Annotated in this window: 13 protein-coding genes and 2 pseudogenes; 6 read left to right on the top strand and 9 right to left on the bottom strand. The window is 45.8% G+C overall.

Annotated elements, in window-relative coordinates; translation table 11 throughout:
* Entirely contained in the window at positions 1-2370 is a 2370-nt protein-coding gene (locus tag DX130_RS03365; RefSeq protein WP_165861138.1) for an ABC transporter permease, read from the top strand.
* Positions 2371-2468: 98 nt separating this feature from the next.
* Here DX130_RS03365 and DX130_RS03360 read toward each other — a convergent pair whose 3' ends face one another.
* The gene (locus DX130_RS03360) at positions 2469-2774 is read right to left on the bottom strand and encodes a pilus assembly FimT family protein (RefSeq protein WP_116042824.1); all 306 of its coding nucleotides are present in this window, start codon (positions 2772-2774) and stop codon (positions 2469-2471) included.
* Between the two features lie 181 nt (positions 2775-2955).
* Between DX130_RS03360 and DX130_RS03355 the strand changes: the two genes are divergently transcribed.
* The 3 genes from DX130_RS03355 to DX130_RS03345 all read left to right on the top strand — a co-directional run bounded on the left by DX130_RS03355 (position 2956) and on the right by DX130_RS03345 (position 7296).
* A complete protein-coding gene (locus tag DX130_RS03355) occupies positions 2956-4185 on the top strand; it encodes an ABC transporter substrate-binding protein (RefSeq protein ID WP_116042823.1) in 1230 nt (409 codons plus the stop codon).
* A 295-nt stretch (positions 4186-4480) separates the two neighbouring features.
* Positions 4481-5758, top strand: a complete 1278-nt coding sequence (locus tag DX130_RS03350) for an ABC transporter substrate-binding protein (RefSeq protein WP_116042821.1) — start codon at positions 4481-4483, stop codon at positions 5756-5758.
* 245 nt (positions 5759-6003) lie between these two features.
* Positions 6004-7296, top strand: a complete 1293-nt coding sequence (locus DX130_RS03345) for an ABC transporter substrate-binding protein (protein ID WP_165861137.1) — start codon at positions 6004-6006, stop codon at positions 7294-7296.
* Positions 7297-7384: 88 nt separating this feature from the next.
* Here DX130_RS03345 and DX130_RS03340 read toward each other — a convergent pair whose 3' ends face one another.
* The 5 genes from DX130_RS03340 to DX130_RS03320 form a co-directional block, all read right to left on the bottom strand.
* Positions 7385-8266 (bottom strand): hypothetical protein, encoded by an 882-nt coding sequence (locus DX130_RS03340; protein ID WP_116042817.1) that lies wholly within the window; start codon positions 8264-8266, stop codon positions 7385-7387.
* Between the two features lie 204 nt (positions 8267-8470).
* Entirely contained in the window at positions 8471-8863 is a 393-nt protein-coding gene (locus tag DX130_RS03335; protein WP_116042815.1) for a rhodanese-like domain-containing protein, read from the bottom strand.
* Positions 8864-8990: 127 nt separating this feature from the next.
* On the bottom strand, positions 8991-9899 hold the full coding sequence (locus DX130_RS03330; protein WP_165861136.1) for an NAD(P)-dependent oxidoreductase: 909 nt from the start codon (positions 9897-9899) through the stop codon (positions 8991-8993).
* Between the two features lie 436 nt (positions 9900-10335).
* On the bottom strand, positions 10336-10938 hold the full coding sequence (locus DX130_RS03325; protein ID WP_116042812.1) for a hypothetical protein: 603 nt from the start codon (positions 10936-10938) through the stop codon (positions 10336-10338).
* On the bottom strand, positions 10931-11428 hold the full coding sequence (locus DX130_RS03320) for an RNA polymerase sigma factor (protein ID WP_240644303.1): 498 nt from the start codon (positions 11426-11428) through the stop codon (positions 10931-10933). The genes DX130_RS03325 and DX130_RS03320 overlap by 8 nt, the downstream gene beginning before the upstream one ends.
* 580 nt (positions 11429-12008) lie before the next feature.
* Here DX130_RS03320 and DX130_RS03315 point away from each other — a divergent pair.
* Positions 12009-12917 (top strand): EamA family transporter, encoded by a 909-nt coding sequence (locus tag DX130_RS03315; RefSeq protein WP_116042811.1) that lies wholly within the window; start codon positions 12009-12011, stop codon positions 12915-12917.
* A gap of 201 nt (positions 12918-13118) precedes the next feature.
* Here DX130_RS03315 and DX130_RS26805 read toward each other — a convergent pair.
* Positions 13119-13291: pseudogene (locus DX130_RS26805) on the bottom strand (sigma factor-like helix-turn-helix DNA-binding protein); the annotation flags it as partial.
* A gap of 220 nt (positions 13292-13511) precedes the next feature.
* Between DX130_RS26805 and DX130_RS03305 the strand changes: the two are divergent.
* Positions 13512-14696: a patatin-like phospholipase family protein gene (locus DX130_RS03305; protein ID WP_116042809.1), complete on the top strand. Its 1185-nt coding sequence runs from the start codon at positions 13512-13514 to the stop codon at positions 14694-14696.
* Positions 14697-14770: 74 nt separating this feature from the next.
* Here the strand turns inward: DX130_RS03305 and DX130_RS03300 are convergent.
* Both DX130_RS03300 and DX130_RS03295 read right to left on the bottom strand, forming a co-directional pair.
* Positions 14771-15145, bottom strand: a pseudogene (locus DX130_RS03300) (sigma-70 family RNA polymerase sigma factor); the annotation flags it as partial.
* A 33-nt stretch (positions 15146-15178) separates the two neighbouring features.
* The gene (locus DX130_RS03295; RefSeq protein ID WP_116042807.1) at positions 15179-16684 is read right to left on the bottom strand and encodes a recombinase family protein; all 1506 of its coding nucleotides are present in this window, start codon (positions 16682-16684) and stop codon (positions 15179-15181) included.
* Positions 16685-16779 lie beyond the last annotated feature (95 nt).

The following is a 16779-nucleotide window of genomic DNA, read 5'->3' as shown; positions in this document are numbered from 1 at the left end:
ATGACGGCCCTCTATATGCTTGGCTTAGCCCAGCTCAAACGAAAAAAACTGCAAAACATTCTAACCATTCTTCTCATTATGCTTTCTACGCTGCTGATGTCGACTTCGATTATCCTGCTCTCGAATACAGACAACGCTTTCCTGGATATGCATGACAGAACACATGGCTCGCATGAGCTGTTATTGCTTGATCAAGGCATTCATTCTCCTGCCGACATTCAGAATTGGTGGTCGAAGCAAGAGGGCGTAGACACGACGCCGCTGCTGCCCTATCAAACGATAAGCAAGGTGTCCAAGGACGGAAGCATCATCTCCAACGTCTTCGTCTATCTGATGCATACGCCTGAAATAACCCTTGAGGTCGATCAGCTATTAGTTGTGAAAGGCGAAAATAAGGAGCAGCCCTCTGCGGGCAACATCTGGCTGTCTTCATCCCTAGCGAACAAACAGGGCATAAAAGTCGGCGACCGGCTTCAATTCGAGAGCGGCGGCGGAGTGTTCGAGCTATCCGTCAGTGCAATTGTTATCGATCTTCCCTACGGAGCGCCGTTCTCTACAAGCTCTAGAATTTGGATGAACCCGGCCGATTACAGCCGTTACCTCTCCAGCGATATCGGGGAGAGCTACATGCTGGGAATTCGATATGACTCCTTGAATGACCGAGCTGAGCTATGGGAGCAATTCGAAGCATGGCTGGGCAGCCCCTATATGGAAACCAAGCTTACTTATGAAGAGATGTCTTCCTTTTATCTCATCTTGAACAAGCTCATTGGCTACTTGATGATTGCGCTTGGCGCGACGATGCTGGTTATTGCCTTGATTACAATAGGATTTACGGTATCTGACGCCATCCTGACCCAATATCGCTCCATCGGTATTATAAAGTCATTGGGCATGACGTCCAACCGAACGCTGGCCGTATTCATGATCCAATATGCGCTTCTGGCGATCATAGCTATCATCCCTGGACTTGCCCTTAGCGGTCTCATATCAAGCTATATTATGGACGGAACCTTGTCCAACTTGAGACTGGAGCAGGAGAATGCTCCTGCACTCCAAGGAGGCGCCATTCTATCCATCGGAATGCTTGTGTTTGTACTTGTTATCGCCTGCACCTATGTCGTGGCCAATAAGTCCCGCCGTATCATGCCTGCGCAGGCTATTCGCTATGGCATGTCAGAGGACTCCAACGCCCGCTTCAGCAAAAGACAGGCCGGTTGGGTTGGGCTCGACCGCTTCTCTCCTTCTGTAGTAACAGCGTGGAAAAATATACAGAATCACCAAAAGGGCTCATGGCTTATTTTCATAATCTCATGCGTGTCGGCAGCAGCGCTTTCCTTCGGCTATATACTGGTTAACAGTGTTGCAACGATGGATCAGCGGGCCGGTGAATGGGGATACGATTCATCACATATAGCTGCCATCGCCATCAATCCCGCCTCCTTCTCCCGGGACGGACTGGACGAAGCTCTGGAGCAGGATAACCGAATACAATCATTCGCTTGGCTTTCTACTATCAACGGAGTTGTCGTATCCGGCAATCCAATCAATATCAATATTAGTGTATTGGAGGGCAGCTTTGAAGAGACAGGACTCACTACTCTGAAGGGCCATAACCCACAGCTGCGCAACGAAATTGCGCTTGGAGTCAATGTAGCCAAAGAACTGGATGTCGGTATCGGCCAACACGCAGAGATCTATATCCAAGGGGTAAAACGAACCTTTGTCGTATCCGGCATCTATCAGGCGATCTCCAATATGTCTTATTCGGCGCGCATCTCGTCGGAAGCGATCCTTGATGGCAAGGGGGCGTCCAGCTTCAAGCCGGACAACGCATTCATCAACGTATTCGATCCCGAGCAAGTAGACGACGTCGCCGCTGATTACAATAAGCGATTCCAGTCTACCGTGACGATTGTCACACAAAAGCAGCTGCTGGATTCCGTATCCAAAGAAGCGACAGGACTGCTAATCTTGCCGATGGGTTTCATTGCGCTGCTGTTTATAGCGGTATCAGCCATCATTATTTACAGCACCTGCAAAATCCACATCCGCAAGGAGAGCAAGACATACGGCATCTACAAAACGATCGGGATGACCTCATCTCGCATAAGGTTATCCCTATTGAGCGGTATTCTAAGCATAGCCTTCGCTGGCGCGATCATCGGCGTTATTATTGGAATCTTCATCCTTCCAAGCTCTATCGAATCACTGCTGAGCGGCTACGGCATGATCTACTTGCCGCTGGCACTGGATTGGACAGGAATCGGCATAGCTGCATGTTTAAGCCTCGTTCCGGCGGCATTAGGCTCTTGGCTCTCATCTTCGTTAATTGCGGCTACCACTCCTCGTACCTTAATCGTAGAATAAGGATAACTACCGTTTCCATCGGATGAACAAAAGGAACCTTACGGCTGCTTACGCCAAAAAAGCGCATGCCTCAAGGTTCCTTTTTCATCTGGAGATCGCTATGTTCTCTCGCGATTTCTCCGTCTAAGGCCAGTCAATCCGAGTAAGCCCAGCAAGCCTAGCCAATTCCAATTCGGTCCCTTTTTAGCAAGCGGGACAGAGGTCATACTGTATTCATTGACGTTCACCCGCCCCTGGTAACCGGGAGTGCGCAGCGCCTTTGCCCGTTCCGATTGCAGCTCCATCTGTCTAATTTCTCTTGAAGTACCGTCAAGCTCCCGATCTGGACTTGCTGCATAGACCGGTACAGCGTAAGCAAGCATGATGGATAGGCTGATCACAACAAGCAACTCTAGTCTTTTCAAGAATATCCTCCCCTTTGATTGAGATCCTATTTTTAGCTTCCCTCCAATCGCCGGCACTATGCACAATCTGGCATGACACTACTGTAAGTTGACTCCAGCAATAACCATCTTTACTATAGAGTTATACATATATTTCTACATCAGGGAGAAGATCAAAAAATAACCAAGGGGGATCTACATCTTGAAATTATCGCGTTTTATTCCTTTACTGCTGATTCTAGCTATTGTTACGTCAGGGTGCTCGCAAATTTCGTTCAAGAAAGAAAAAGAAGTAGAATTGACCATTTTCACAAGATACGCCAGCGGATACGGCTATAACGAGCTGAAAGGATTGATCGAAGAACGCTTTCCTAACATCAAGCTGAAAACACTTGTTCCAAAGGTACCACTCGCTACAGACGAAGAGATCGTTTCCTTAATTTTGGAGGAAAAACCGGATCTCTATTACAGCTATAATCCAAATAACTATACAGATGAGATTGAGTTAATCGACCTTTCTCCTATCATGATAAAAGATCAAAGTCAGTTGAGCGACATTCAACAAACGTTGTACAATCAAGCATTCATCGGTGATGGAAAGGTCACCCAGCTTTCTCCGACCTTCTCGATGCCCGTTATTTTCATTAACCGCAGCATGCTCAAGGATAAAAATGTGGCCGAACCTGGCTCGACGTGGACATGGGATGAATTCAGAAGTATCGCCGAACAAACTTCTGACTCCGCGCTGCGCAGATACGGTTATGAGTTAAAATATTACAACTGGTTCACCATTCTTGAATGGGCTGGCAAAGTGAATGGATTGTCCATGACCGATGAGAATGACCGGCTTATTCTGGATCAACCAGAATGGGAAGCTGTCGCGATGCAAATTGCGGAGGACAACCTGAACGGGGTTATCCGTCAAACCCATACGAGCGAGGATAACGGCGACACCGTTGCGCTGAAAGTCGCACTATTGAACGATGTTTACCGAGAAAGGGACAATGCTCAGTTCAATGATCAATATCTCATCGCGCCTATGCCTTATGTGCCGAGCAATGGACTGACCACGCCTTATTTTTTGAACGATCCATTCGCCATTGACAGCAGAAGTGCGCATATTGATGAAGCGTCCCAGGTCATTGAATATTTGATGAGCAAGGATGCGGCGCCAGAATTGGCAGTCCGACTTTCGCAAAGTTTTTTCATGTTCCCAGAATACAACAATACAGGCGACATCTCGATCGATCATTTGTTGAATAGCCAAGGAACCTGGGTCAATGAAAATTCCGGAAAGTTCTCAGATAGCGTCGGAGAAATCAGTAGAATTATCGATAACGAATTTATGGAGTTAGCTTCAGGAAACGTCAGTATCGATAATTTCTGGCCTAAAATTGTAAGGGCTGCGGAACAAATAAATTCCAACCTGTAAGAGCGGGCTCAGCAAAGAAATTGGAACGCCTGATTACACGACATGCTAATGGTGTGTCGTGTTTTTTCATGCGAATGACACTATTTCCTTGATTGAACATGATTTACTCGGAAAGCATTGACGAATAGTAGCGAAGCAATTACACTTTTATTATGAAATATTTTCTATATAGACCTTTTTTGATCATATTTTATAGAATATTCGCATCACTATCACTTTTACCATCCAACATGTCACGGATAACTATCATAATAGTTCATTTTTATCAATTTCACATCTACGTGGGGGTCAAGAGATGAGAAAGCTAGCTTATTGGATACCTGTATTATTGATGGTGACGCTCCTATCGCAGGGCTGCACGACTAAGGGGATCGGGAAGCAAGAACAGAAGAGCATTACACTCAAAATTATGGGGCAAACCGATTTGATCGAGAGATACAAACCGATGCTGGAAGAGAAATTTCCACATATCCGTTATGACATCTTCGACCCTATGGTCAAGCTGAATGCCAATAAAATACCTGTAGCTGGGTGGAATGAGCAGATTGGCAAAATGATCGAAGAGGAAGAAGTCGATCTGTATTTGAACTATACACCCAATGAGTATATTCAAGACTTCCCCGTCATGGATCTAGCGCCGCTGCTCGATCGCGACCGAATCGTACTGAACGAAATTCAGCACATTCTGGCGGACTCCGCTATCCGCAAGGATGGGAAGCTGCTGCAGCTCTCGCCTACTTTCAATCGCGACATGCTTTTCATTAATCAAAAGCTGTTCCGTGACCTTGGCGTCCCGGAACCGCATAGCCCGCTAACCTGGGAGGAATTCCGCGCGGTAGCCACATCGCTGCAAGCGAAGGATGCTAACGTCAATGGGTACTATATGATGAATCAGCCATGGATGATGCCATTTTTTTGGACCGCCGAACATATTATGGGCTGGAAACAAATCCAAGACGGACAGCTACAAATTACAGGTCCTGAGTGGCGTCAACTGTTCGAGCAGCTGTACGAAGACATCATGGAGGATGCGTTCGAAAACGCGGGAGCAAATCCGAACCGGGATCCGCAGCAAACGGCTATGTACATCGCGCCTGCGGCCTATGTCTATCAAATGATCGGCGAGCAACGATCGCCAGAGGACTGGACAATTGCAGAATTACCTAGAGATCCGTCCCATACTCAAATGACACCTTTTCTGGACACGAACGCCTTTTCCATTCATGCCGACAGCTCATATGCCGAGGATGCTTGGGCTATTGTTTCCTACTTACTGAGTGAGGAAGCAGCGAAGCGTATTACGGAAGACGCTATCGCGTATGGATTTGTAACCTATCCGGAGCTGATTTCCATTGGTGATTACCCCATCGAACCTATTATTGACACTAACGGCACACCGTGGACCCCATCTTCCGAGACGTTGACCGATGAAGCCAATCGCTCCTTGATGACTTCGTTCCAAGGCAACTTCGAAGCCGTCGCCAAGGGATCCATTACCTTTGATGCGGCTTGGGAAACGATTGAGAAGCATGTTAGGGAACTGAATGCCAATCCTGAATCGTTCGCCCAGTAAGACACTCTCGTTCCACAACTACATAGGGCTGTCCCCTTAAGAGAACCTGATACTCAAGAGGCGGTCCTTTCTATTTTTCCTTCTGAGCAAAATATATTGCAACTATTCCACATGCTTGCGTGTTCTATAGGAAGAAACACAACAGTTACGTTAGATTGCCACAAGCAAACAATCCGCAAATTCAACTATCGTCACACGTTATGCAGTGCTTCTGCCGGCCTGCATACTACTTTACGGGAGGTATCATGATGAAAAAGGTTTGGAAACGCGTACCGTTCCTGCTGGTCGCCGTTATGCTGATTCAAGGCTGCTCCAGTATAGGCTTTGGATCAAAGGATTCATCTAAAATTACATTAAAAGTTCTGACATCCACCTCACAGTTCAATGCGTATGTACCATTGCTGAAGGAGAAATTTCCGAATCTGTCCTTTGAAGTCGTCGATGTAAACGGCAAGCTGCGAGAAGAGAATACACCGGCGGGCGAGCGAGAACGCCGCGCGATTGAAATCATTGAAGCCGAGAAGCCTGATCTCTACTATAGCTTCTCGCCTGATTACTATACGTCGGAATCCAGACTAGTCGATCTGGCTCCCTTGCTGGAGCGGGATCACGTTCAATTAAATGAAATTCAGCAGCAAGTCGTCACATCCAGCATCGATTCGGAAGGCGTACTTAACAGATTGTCTCCGACTATTGATCGTTACGTTCTTTATATGAATCGCAAGCTGCTGCAGGAAAACCAAATTGCTGAGCCAACCGTACCGATAAGCTGGGAGCAATTCCGTGAGACTGCTGGAGCCCTCAAAGAAAAAAGTCCAAATGCATCCGGCTATGAGATGAGCGATTCCTGGTGGTCCTATTTTAATATTTTCGTTGGTGAACAAATGATGGGACTCAGGTGGATCGAGGACGGCCAGTTGACACTTGATCGAGCGGAGTGGAGGGCATTATCTGAACAGCTTGTTGAGGATTACAAACAACAAATTAGTAAAAACGATGGCTACAACCCGAACTTCAACGAGCGTCTGCGTACCGGCATGTTCGTGGAGAGAGCCAGCTACCTTCATAATATGCTCCCAAGCAACGTCACACCGGAGGACTGGTCCATCGTCGATTTGCCCAAAGGGCTGGGCTATACAGGGCCTACTCCTTACTTACTGACCGCCTCGTTGTCGTTGGACAAATCCAGCAAGCACATCGATGAAGCATGGGAGCTTATCGTCTTCCTCATGAGTGAAGAAGGAGCTTCTCTGATCAGTTCCAATACGCTTGCGAGCGGATTCGTTACCTATCCGCAATTTGTGAATATTGGCGATTTCCCAACCGATGTCATCTACCAATCAGAAGGCAGAACCGCGCCTAAAGCTACTGAATATCTCACCCATACAGCTTATCTGCATTTCGATCAAGTGATGCAAAAGCAACTGGGGGCTGCTGCTGCCGGCTCCATTTCCTTTGATCAAGCATGGGGAGAAGTGGAGAATACCATTCACGATTTGAACGCCGATCCGGCTAACTTTATCATTAGAAGCAACTAGTTAATCGCGACTTTAAAGGGCCCTACCATCAATGCCACTGCGGCTTGGATGGTAGGGCCCTTCAATTGTTCATTCATGTCGCTTATCGCTATTGCCTCAACTGAAATCGTTGTACTAGCTCTTCCGTATCCTCCCATGGTATCGGACGCAGCCATTCGCTCTGCAGAAGCAATCGGTCGCTCTGATCGGCTCTGATCGTCCAAGTAAGCGGGATATCCGCTCGTGCAGCATACCCGGCAGCGAAATACACTTCAGGTCCCGCCCCCGTAAGGTCGGCCAATATGTAGTGGCTTTCCGCCAATGCTTCAAGCAAATCGGAGTCCTGCTTCCGCAAGCTGGATGGCAAGAGAAGACGGGTAGCGTACCCGCATTGCTCCAGACCCGGCAACAATTGCGCAGACCATTCCAGACCAATCTCCTCGTCACCAACTATGACGCTGAACAGCTTACGCTTACCGCCGCCTGAATAGGCCGCCGCTTCGCTCCACCCCTGATTGGTTAGCTTCAACACAGCGCCTTCTCGAACAAGCAGCTCCATCTCCCGCAGCTTCTCCATAATATAAACAAACTCTTGCAGGTTTGACGAATACGTCAAGTTGTAGCTTTTTGACAATGGATGCAAATTAACTGGCTCCATCGCTGAATTCGTCCGTGCATACATATATTGGAGAAGTCTCTTCTCCTTCTCTTCCGTCGTCATCGGGATATCGGGATCGACCATCATCTCCTCCAATTTCCCCGGCGTCAGCAATAATCGCTCTCCATTCTCGGACCGTTCGCGAATATAAGCCGATACCAGTGGCAGCAACTGCCTTTTCTTGGCGTAAGTGAACATTTGAATATACGAATAAGCGTCTCTGCTCAAATGATAATACGTATTAGGCGCGCACATGCATCCGGAAAACCGATCAAATTCCTCATCTTGTTTCATATCAATTAATTCATTGCAAAACAAACAATGTTTCTTCATTCTTGACTCACCTCTCTTATACCTTTCGGACAACAAGCGGCGATTGGGGGTATCTCTTCCATTCCAATTCCTGTATAACGGTATGTGATGATTGCACTTGCGATGAGCACGCTTATGAACAGGATATATAACCATCAAAAAAAGCCTCCCAAAAGATGAAGGCTAATTACTTGTCTGATTATCATTCAATCGCGGTAAGATATTCTACGTGTTCGTTTCCAATGGACCGCCCCAGGCCAGAATTCCGCTGGATAAATGCCCCATATTGCGATAGCCCAGCTTGCTTAGGATTCTTGCCGCTTTCCTGCTTCTCAGCCCGCTTTGGCAATAGAGCAGCACTTTATGATCCTTTGGAATTTCCGTCAGCTTGTCCTGCAATTGAGACACAGGTATGTTGATCGCATTCGGAATATGGCCCGAACGATATTCATGCGGCTCCCGAACGTCAATCAACAGAGCGTCGGCATGGTCTGCTAATTCCTGCTGGAATCGAATTGGACTCATGTTTTTCAACCCTCTCGCCGTACCGAAACGATTCCATAAAAATAAGCCTACCCCCGCTGCGATAAGCAGATTAATCATTGTTGCGCTATTCATGCTGTATCCTCCGTCTTCATCTTGTTGGTCCCATTAATCGCTTTGAAACAATCAAGACCGGGACCTTTATACCCCTCAGGGTATACAATAAATGATATATGAACACTTCCTGCGAGTCAAGCTATCCTCATGAACCGGTTTGTCCGAAAAAATGGATTGCTCGCTGGATTAAATGATGATTCATTAATCTAATCGTTTCATCTGTGTAATACGCTAAGTGGGGCGTACAGATGACATTAGGCAATTGGGACAGACGCGACTCCATAACCGGCTCTTCCGGAAAAACATCCAGTCCCGCACCGTACAGCTTGCCCTGCCGAATCGCATCTTCGAGTGCGTCGTAGTCAATCAAACCTCCTCTGGCCGTATTGATAACGATGGCCTGTGGTTTTAGCAGATCAATCCTGGATTTGGTCAACAGCGAACCTGTTAACGTACGTGTTGAAGCATGCAAGGACACAATATCCGATTGGCTCAGCACTTCTTCCAGTGTGAATCGTCCTGCTTGCTCTGCGCTCTCTGTTCTTCCGGATGCAATTAGAATCGTCATGCCCAGCGCCCGCCCCAATGTTGCGACCCGCTCACCTATCTTGCCATAGCCGATGATACCAAGCGTCTTGCCCTGCAGCTCATAGCTGGGCCGCAGCCCATCCCTCCACCTGCCCGAAGCGACATTCGTATGATAAGGAAGCAGTTGCTTCGCAATGGCCAGGAGCAAAGAAATCGTATGCTCCGCGACAGCCTGCGCGCCTTGCTGCTCGATACCTTGAACCACTATACCTTGTTGCTGTGCGGCAGCTTGGTCCACATAGTCCGTATTGTGTGCGCGTACGCCGATATAACGGCATGCTTTCATATAGGATATCGTAGCTGCCGGCAGCTTGGAGTGAACAAGTGCAAGCTCATACTTTTCTAGCAGCGCTCCTGGCGTCCGCTGAAAATCCACTGTCTCCATACGGAAATACTGCTCCAGCCACTCTCGTTCTGATGGCTGTAATTCGATTATAGAATCTATTGCGCATAGCAATTTGTTCATATTTATAATCATCCTTATTATTTAAAGTATAGATTGAAATGATTGAATTCAACTAAAAGCAGTCATAACGCTTAGAGTTGCAAGCACCGCTATCAAAATAATGATCAAACAGCGAATTAACGATATTACAACAGATCTCTATGGAGCGTGCTTAGCAGTGCTTTAGTATGCTGCCACATTAACTTTTTCATCATTTCATTCTACACGTTTCCCTTGTATATATCTGTATTTTTTTATAAATTCATGAGGGCTCTACACTTTCGTTTATTTTCACTCACAATCAATTCAGGGCAGCGCTGGAATAATGTATAACATCGGATTTGCCAAAAGTTCACCTACGATCTTTCTATTGGCTATCCTAGAAGCACAAATCGCCTTCCAAAACAGCAAGAGGTGATCATCTAAGGCACTGCCTACGCCGAAATATACCTCTCAGTTATTCATCAACTATCACACCAAAATAGTATCCAAGATCATCTGTTTTAATTTCAATTGTATGCGTTCCGATCATCTTGTTATTTTTATAAGCAATTACTTTTAGCAAACTACCCGAAGCCATTTCTCCATGCTCGTTCAAAGGTGACCAGTATATCGTATCGCCTGGATGTATTCCCGCCTCACTGCCCCTAGACCATACTTGTGATTCCGGTGGTGCCCAGGATATTAAATTTCCGTCAGTCGTCATCACTTTAATGGCATCCGCGGCCTCTGATGCAATCTGTAATGGAAATCCTGGAACGCTGCTCATCGTCAATTGATATTTTCCTAATGGGAAACTTACATTAGATTCAACGTCTATCGGAGTACCATCGGCAGCATAGGCAGTAATGGTTATGGTACCGAACACTCCTTTTTGTTCCCCGTTATACCATATCGATAACCCGCTAATCGCGAAGATCAAGAAAATACAAGCAGACATAACGAGTACCTTTCTTATCGTAAAAAAAACAGACTTGCTTTGCTTATTATTTTGAACAATCGCTCTTTTCATTTCCTCAGACAACATAATTTCTTTCATTCCTTGAACAAATCTATTCATCTTCAATACCTCCTTTAATCTCATGTTTCAGCAGCTCTCTCGCTCTTTTAAGCTGTGTCCGAACTGTATTCTCTCTCCTGTTCAACAACTTTGCGATCTCATATGTACTGTAACTTTCAAAGTAAAACAAATATATGATTACTCTATATTTTTCCGGGAGATTCAAAACATGAGATACTACCTCCTTGTTCTTCACATCTTGAATGGGAAGAGAAGTTTCATGTAGAGGTGTATTTCGCTTTCTCCACGGACGTCTTAGCTCATCTTTACAACCATTTATCGTTACTCGAATAATCCAGGCTTTTTCATGTTCGGAATCCGCAAACTCCTTACGATATTTATAAATCTTTAAAAACACATCCTGACAAATGTCTTGAGCATCGGATATATTCCGGAGATAGGTTAAAGCAAGACGCAACACCATATCTGAATACATCTGTACCATCATAGACATATAATCCTCGTCAACTTTCCGTTCACCGCCTTGCATCACATCGCCTCCTTCCGCTAATTACACGTTTCAAAAATCCAAATTGTTTCATTCACCAATAAAAAAGTGTTCAACCCGAAAAAGGGACTAGCACTTTATCATACAAGCATCCTAGGTATGATCGCAGCTAGCTTGTACCCTTTCATCCTCAAACTGCATTATCCCTGTGCGCTCAGGCGCTGCATATCAAATAAATTGTGAATAAACAATCATAAGAAACGACTTTATCCCAGCTACGTATTACCTGAAAATGGGATGGTTGGAGGTTGCTATGAAACATGCACCAAGAAAAAAACTGGATATCGGCTCGTTCATTTTGGATTTTTTGATAGAGTTGTTGATCTACGTGCCTCGTCTGATTTTCCGAGCAGTACGATGGATTTTTGATTAGCTGGCCCGGTATTTTTGCTATAAATGATTGACATCGATCACAAAGTGTTTTTATACTGGATACCGAAGCGGAATACTAAAACCTGTTTGGGATGTATGTGGACTTTTCTGGAGAACACTCTCTATTTTCGCCACACAAAGGCTTATTGCCTTTTGTGTGGCTTTTTTGCATTCAAAAAGGAGGATTACAATGAAGTTATGGCATTATGCATGGATCGTTTTTTTGGGAGGCTGCTGTTACGGGATCTTGTCCACCTTTGTGAAATTGGCGTACGCAGCAGGATTTTCGGTGTCGGCGGTAACGGGAGGTCAATATTTATTCGGAGTTATACTAGCTTGGCTGGTAGTTTTATTTACCAAAAAGACACAACTGACTCGTATCCAAATAACCAAACTGCTTCTATCCGGCATTCCATTCGGATTGACAGGGATATTCTACTATCAAGCCCTGCTGACTCTCGATGCATCATTGGCCATCATCTTTCTGTTCCAATTTGTTTGGATCGGAGCCCTATTAGAGTGGATGCTTCATAAGAAAAAGCCGACAAGGAGCAAGCTTCTATCCATTGGGCTGCTTCTAATAGGATCCATCTTGGCTGCCAATATTCTATTCCAAGAAGAGATGACTTTGTCTTTGGCAGGTAGCATTTGGGGAATGCTTGCTGCATTTAGCTTTTCGTCATTCATCTTTTTGAGCAGTACAACTGAGAGAAAAGCCCCTCCGATCTTAAAAAGCGCTCTACTTTCCACCGGGGGAGTCATCGTCGTTTTTTGCGCATTCCCTCCAACATTTTTATTTGACTTGGATGTCTTGATCGGGGTGGCCCCCTATGGATTAGCACTCGGTTTATTCGGGGTCGTGCTTCCGCCCCTTTTGTTCTCCATTGGAATGCCGCATGTCGGCTCAGGATTGGGCACCATTCTAACAGCATCCGAATTGCCTGTCGTCATTATCATGTCTTCTGTCGTGCTGGGAGAAGTCATTGCTTTGCCTCAATGGATTGGCGTGATCATCATATTAATAGGGATTGGTAGCAGTAACCTTCGGTTTACAAAACCGAACAAGAAAGCTATAGCTATTCAGAAGTCTACCAGCTAACAAAAACAGCCGTTCGCTTGAGTTGTACCTCCCCTGCTGGCAAGAAAATCCGCATTTTCCCGAAGCAAAACTACATATTTAAATTATATATTTTTCCTTTATTTCCAAAAATAAGTAGTTAATAACGACCACGTCGATATTACTAGTCGAATTAGTCATGCACAAGTCACTTGTATCTTCATGACATTTTGGAAAGCTACAAATGGGCGAAACATAACTCCGCGAGATCCCCAACTCCTTCACGATCTCCCGCTGCGTCGGCTCATCTCCGTCATGCACCAAACCAAATCTGCCGATCATAACTTCCTTTTCAAGGTCATCCAATATATCGAATTCTTATAAATCTTGCTCTCCTCGCTCTTGAGCAGTACTTTAACCTTACACTCCTAGGCTCATTTATCCCTCGTCAGCATGCAGAGTTGGCGAGCTTCTATTCTTCTTATACTACGAAAATAACATGCTGTTTAGCGTTACGATATGTACGCCTTATAGACCGCGCGTTATAATATACATAACTTTCCTTCAACGAATATAGGCGGTTCTACATTAAAGCTATTAATTATCCAAGCAAGTAATGAAGGAGGTTTGGAAGACGTGACTTCAACGAATACAGGCAAGCTGGCGCTTGCGCTTGAAGGGGGCGGCGCTAAGGGCGCTTACCATATGGGAGTGGTGAAAGCCTACCAGGAAGCGGGCCAAACCTTCGACGCCATAACCGGCACCTCGATCGGCGCCCTGAACGGAGCCGTCATCGCGCAAGGGGATTTTGAGATCGGATATCAAGTCTGGGAGCGGCTGGACGCCCAATCGATCTTCGACATAAGTGACGAAGAATACCGATTGCTGATGCGGCGAAAGCTTGATACGGCCGCCTTACGCCACTTGGCTGCGCGCACCAAGGGGTTAATCGCGGACAGGGGTATGGACACGCGAAAAATGCGTCAGTTAATCGAATTCCTTATCGACGAAAGTCGGCTGCGGGGTGCCGGTGTGGACTTCGGCCTGGTGACGGTCTCCTTAAGCGATCGGGCACCGCTCGAGCTTTACAAGGAAGATATTCCGCAGGGGCGTGTAATGGAGTATCTCATGGCCAGCGCCGCTTTTCCCGGCTTTCAGACGACGTACATTGACGATAAGGCTTTTATCGACGGCGGACTGTACGACAATTGTCCAATCAACATGCTCGCTCGAAAAGGATATACGAATATCGTCGCAGTTCGAACGTTTGGGCTCGGTATCATGCGCAAAATCCGCTATCCTGGCCTCACAATTACGACGGTCTCCCCCTCTGAGCCACTGGGCGGTATGATGAGCTTTAATCCCGAAGCGATACGCCGCAGCATGAACATGGGATATTACGACGCGCTCCGACAACTGAAGGGCTTGCAAGGCCGCACTTACTGCATTGATATAGGCGCTTTAACCGAAGAGGCTTGCGACGAGATGCTGGCTTCACTCCCGGATGCCAAGCTGCTTGCGCTCGGCAGAATGCTCGGCGCGAACGGTATTCCTTCCCGGGAACTGTGGAGAAGGGTCATTGTGCCAAGGCTGTCAGGCAGCATGCGACTCCCCGCTGAAGCCTCCTCCATCACTTTTATCATCCGTCTGGCGGAAGTACTCGCCTCGGCCAAAGGAATTAATAAATACGCCGTTCACCGCTTTCCCGATTTCGTACGCTCCACTATAAACGGCCCTCTGAAGAACGTCCAAGGACTTGGATTCCGACAAGTGGAGCTCTGTATGGCGGCTCAGCGCATATTAGAAGGAATTCGGTTGTGATAAGCTGAATAGAATAGCATGGTCTTGTAAATTTAAAAAGCCGGCATTGCCGGCTAATCAATCATTTTGCATTTTCATCTCTTCGCCTTATAAAACTCATGATAAAGCTTCATAAGCGCCCGCTTCTCAATTCTCGAAACATAACTCCGCGAGATCCCCAATTCCTTTGCAATCTCCCGCTGCGTCCGCTCATCCCCGCCATGCACCAATCCAAATCTGCCGATAACTACTTCCTTTTCGCGATCATCCAGTATGTCCAAGTTTTTATAAATCTTGCTCTTCTCGATCTTAAGCTGAACCTTATCCGCGACGTCATCGGACTCTGTCCCGAGGATGTCGATCAACGTTATTTCATTGCCTTCTTTATCCGTTCCTATCGGGTCATGCAGCGAGACGTCCTTGCGGGTTTTCTTCAGGGATCGTAAATGCATAAGTATTTCGGTTCTAATGTCATTAGTGATCATATGATTAAGAAAAACCATCTAAAACGTATAAATTTCTACAGAGTCTTCGTAAACCCTGATTTCCCTTACTACCTGCCGGATCAAATCACGCTTCTCATCAAAAGTAAGTTCCTCTTGACCTTTCGATAGGTAATATTGGACAGCCTCCATCATCACATTCATGTTGTATTCTGTATTATGGGTACTGTTTAATAAGTTCGTCAACTCAAGTAACTGATTGTTCAAAGATTCTTCCCTCTGCGTTAACTCCTTCAATTCTTGTCTTATCTCCTCTTCTGCAATACCATCTTCACTGGCAGCAAAAAGTTTGATCAGTTTTTTTCGAGCATTTTTTGTCTTCTCAATTTCCTTCTCAATCCTGGCAATCTCTCCTGTTTCAAAAGGCTCTTTAGTTTTTTCCTGCTGCAATGCCGCGGCTATCTCATTGGGATTATTTAACCAGGATGCGACCTGTTCCCAAACTTGCTCCTCGATCATTTGAGCTTTAACTCTACGCCCGCAACCTTTTGCTTTTGCACCGGCTGTATTTTTTATATCTGTATATTCAGGGACCTTTTTACCCCAATTATTTGAGAGCCGTCCAGTCATCGTATTCCCACAGTCTCCACATCTTAGCAGACCGCTAAGCAAGTAAGGATGTTTGCTTTTTTGTGCCCATCTGCGACGTGATTCAGACAGCAGCCTCTGAGCGTGTTCAAATTGTGATTCGTCGATAATCGCAGGGCAAGGAATTAAAATCCACTCATTCTTAGGTCTCTCCTTCATTGAAACCTTTTCGTCATCTTTGCGGTGCTTGTTTCCAAGCATTCCTTCCGTATTCCAACGATTCTGATAAAACTCACCAATGTAAGCTCTATTCATCATGATCTGTCTAACAACTTGACGATGCCATACAGATGCTCCTCGTTTGGTTGGCACACCTTTGCTCGTTAAATATAATGCGATTCCGTTTAACCCCTGCACCATCGTATTGGGCTGAGTAAATAAATCAAAAATTAATCTGACGATTGCAGCTTCGTCTTCATCAACAATAAATTGCTCTGACTCTTTATCGTACATGTAACCATATACTTGAAAATCTCGGAGCACTTTCCCTTGCCGTGCTTTTTCTCTTCTCCCACGGCTCATACGTTCATTTATTTTCGATTTTTCAAACTCGGCAATTGCGCCACGCATTGAATAAAATAAATTACCTTCTGGAGTTTTAGAGTATTCACCGTTCACAAAAACAAGCTCAATTCCTCTTCTATCGAACTCATCCGTGATAATTAGCTGATTCATTAACTTACGTGATAATCGGTCGGGATCTAGACATATTATTTTTGAGATTATACCTTCCCTTACGTCTTCACGTAGTTTGGTTAATGCTGGTCGATCTAAAAATTCGCCGGAAACTCCATCATCTATATATTCTTTAACCTTGTTGGTCCCCGCCTTCAGTTGGCACTGGCGAACCTGATCCTTCAGGCTGAATCCATGTTTTGCTTGTTCTTCGGTGCTGACCCTGGCGTATATCGCGATCATGTTTTTCCCTCCTGAACTTCTCTAGGAGATAATCATAACAAGCGGCGCGAATCCGGTCATTAGATTCACCTGTAGTAAATTTTACATGCACCCGG

Origin of the sequence: Paenibacillus paeoniae, from assembly GCF_003388735.1 — a bacterium.
Classification (GTDB): Bacteria; Bacillota; Bacilli; order Paenibacillales; family Paenibacillaceae; genus Pristimantibacillus; species Pristimantibacillus paeoniae.
The sequence above is the reverse complement of the archived record's forward strand: the minus strand, read 5'-3'. Positions and strand labels throughout refer to the sequence as shown.

Bases quoted from the DNA above. Each gene is read 5' to 3' on its own strand.
- DX130_RS03365 (WP_165861138.1), top strand. From the start codon at position 1: ATGACGGCCCTCTATATGCTTGGCTTAGCCCAGCTCAAACGAAAAAAA.
- DX130_RS03350 (WP_116042821.1), top strand. From the start codon at position 4,481: ATGAGAAAGCTAGCTTATTGGATACCTGTATTATTGATGGTGACGCTC.
- DX130_RS03345 (WP_165861137.1), top strand. From the start codon at position 6,004: ATGATGAAAAAGGTTTGGAAACGCGTACCGTTCCTGCTGGTCGCCGTT.
- DX130_RS03340 (WP_116042817.1), bottom strand. From the start codon at position 8,266: ATGAAGAAACATTGTTTGTTTTGCAATGAATTAATTGATATGAAACAA.
- DX130_RS03335 (WP_116042815.1), bottom strand. From the start codon at position 8,863: ATGAATAGCGCAACAATGATTAATCTGCTTATCGCAGCGGGGGTAGGC.
- DX130_RS03330 (WP_165861136.1), bottom strand. From the start codon at position 9,899: ATGAACAAATTGCTATGCGCAATAGATTCTATAATCGAATTACAGCCA.
- DX130_RS03325 (WP_116042812.1), bottom strand. From the start codon at position 10,938: ATGAATAGATTTGTTCAAGGAATGAAAGAAATTATGTTGTCTGAGGAA.
- DX130_RS03320 (WP_240644303.1), bottom strand. From the start codon at position 11,428: ATGCAAGGCGGTGAACGGAAAGTTGACGAGGATTATATGTCTATGATG.
- DX130_RS03315 (WP_116042811.1), top strand. From the start codon at position 12,009: ATGAAGTTATGGCATTATGCATGGATCGTTTTTTTGGGAGGCTGCTGT.
- DX130_RS03295 (WP_116042807.1), bottom strand. From the start codon at position 16,684: ATGATCGCGATATACGCCAGGGTCAGCACCGAAGAACAAGCAAAACAT.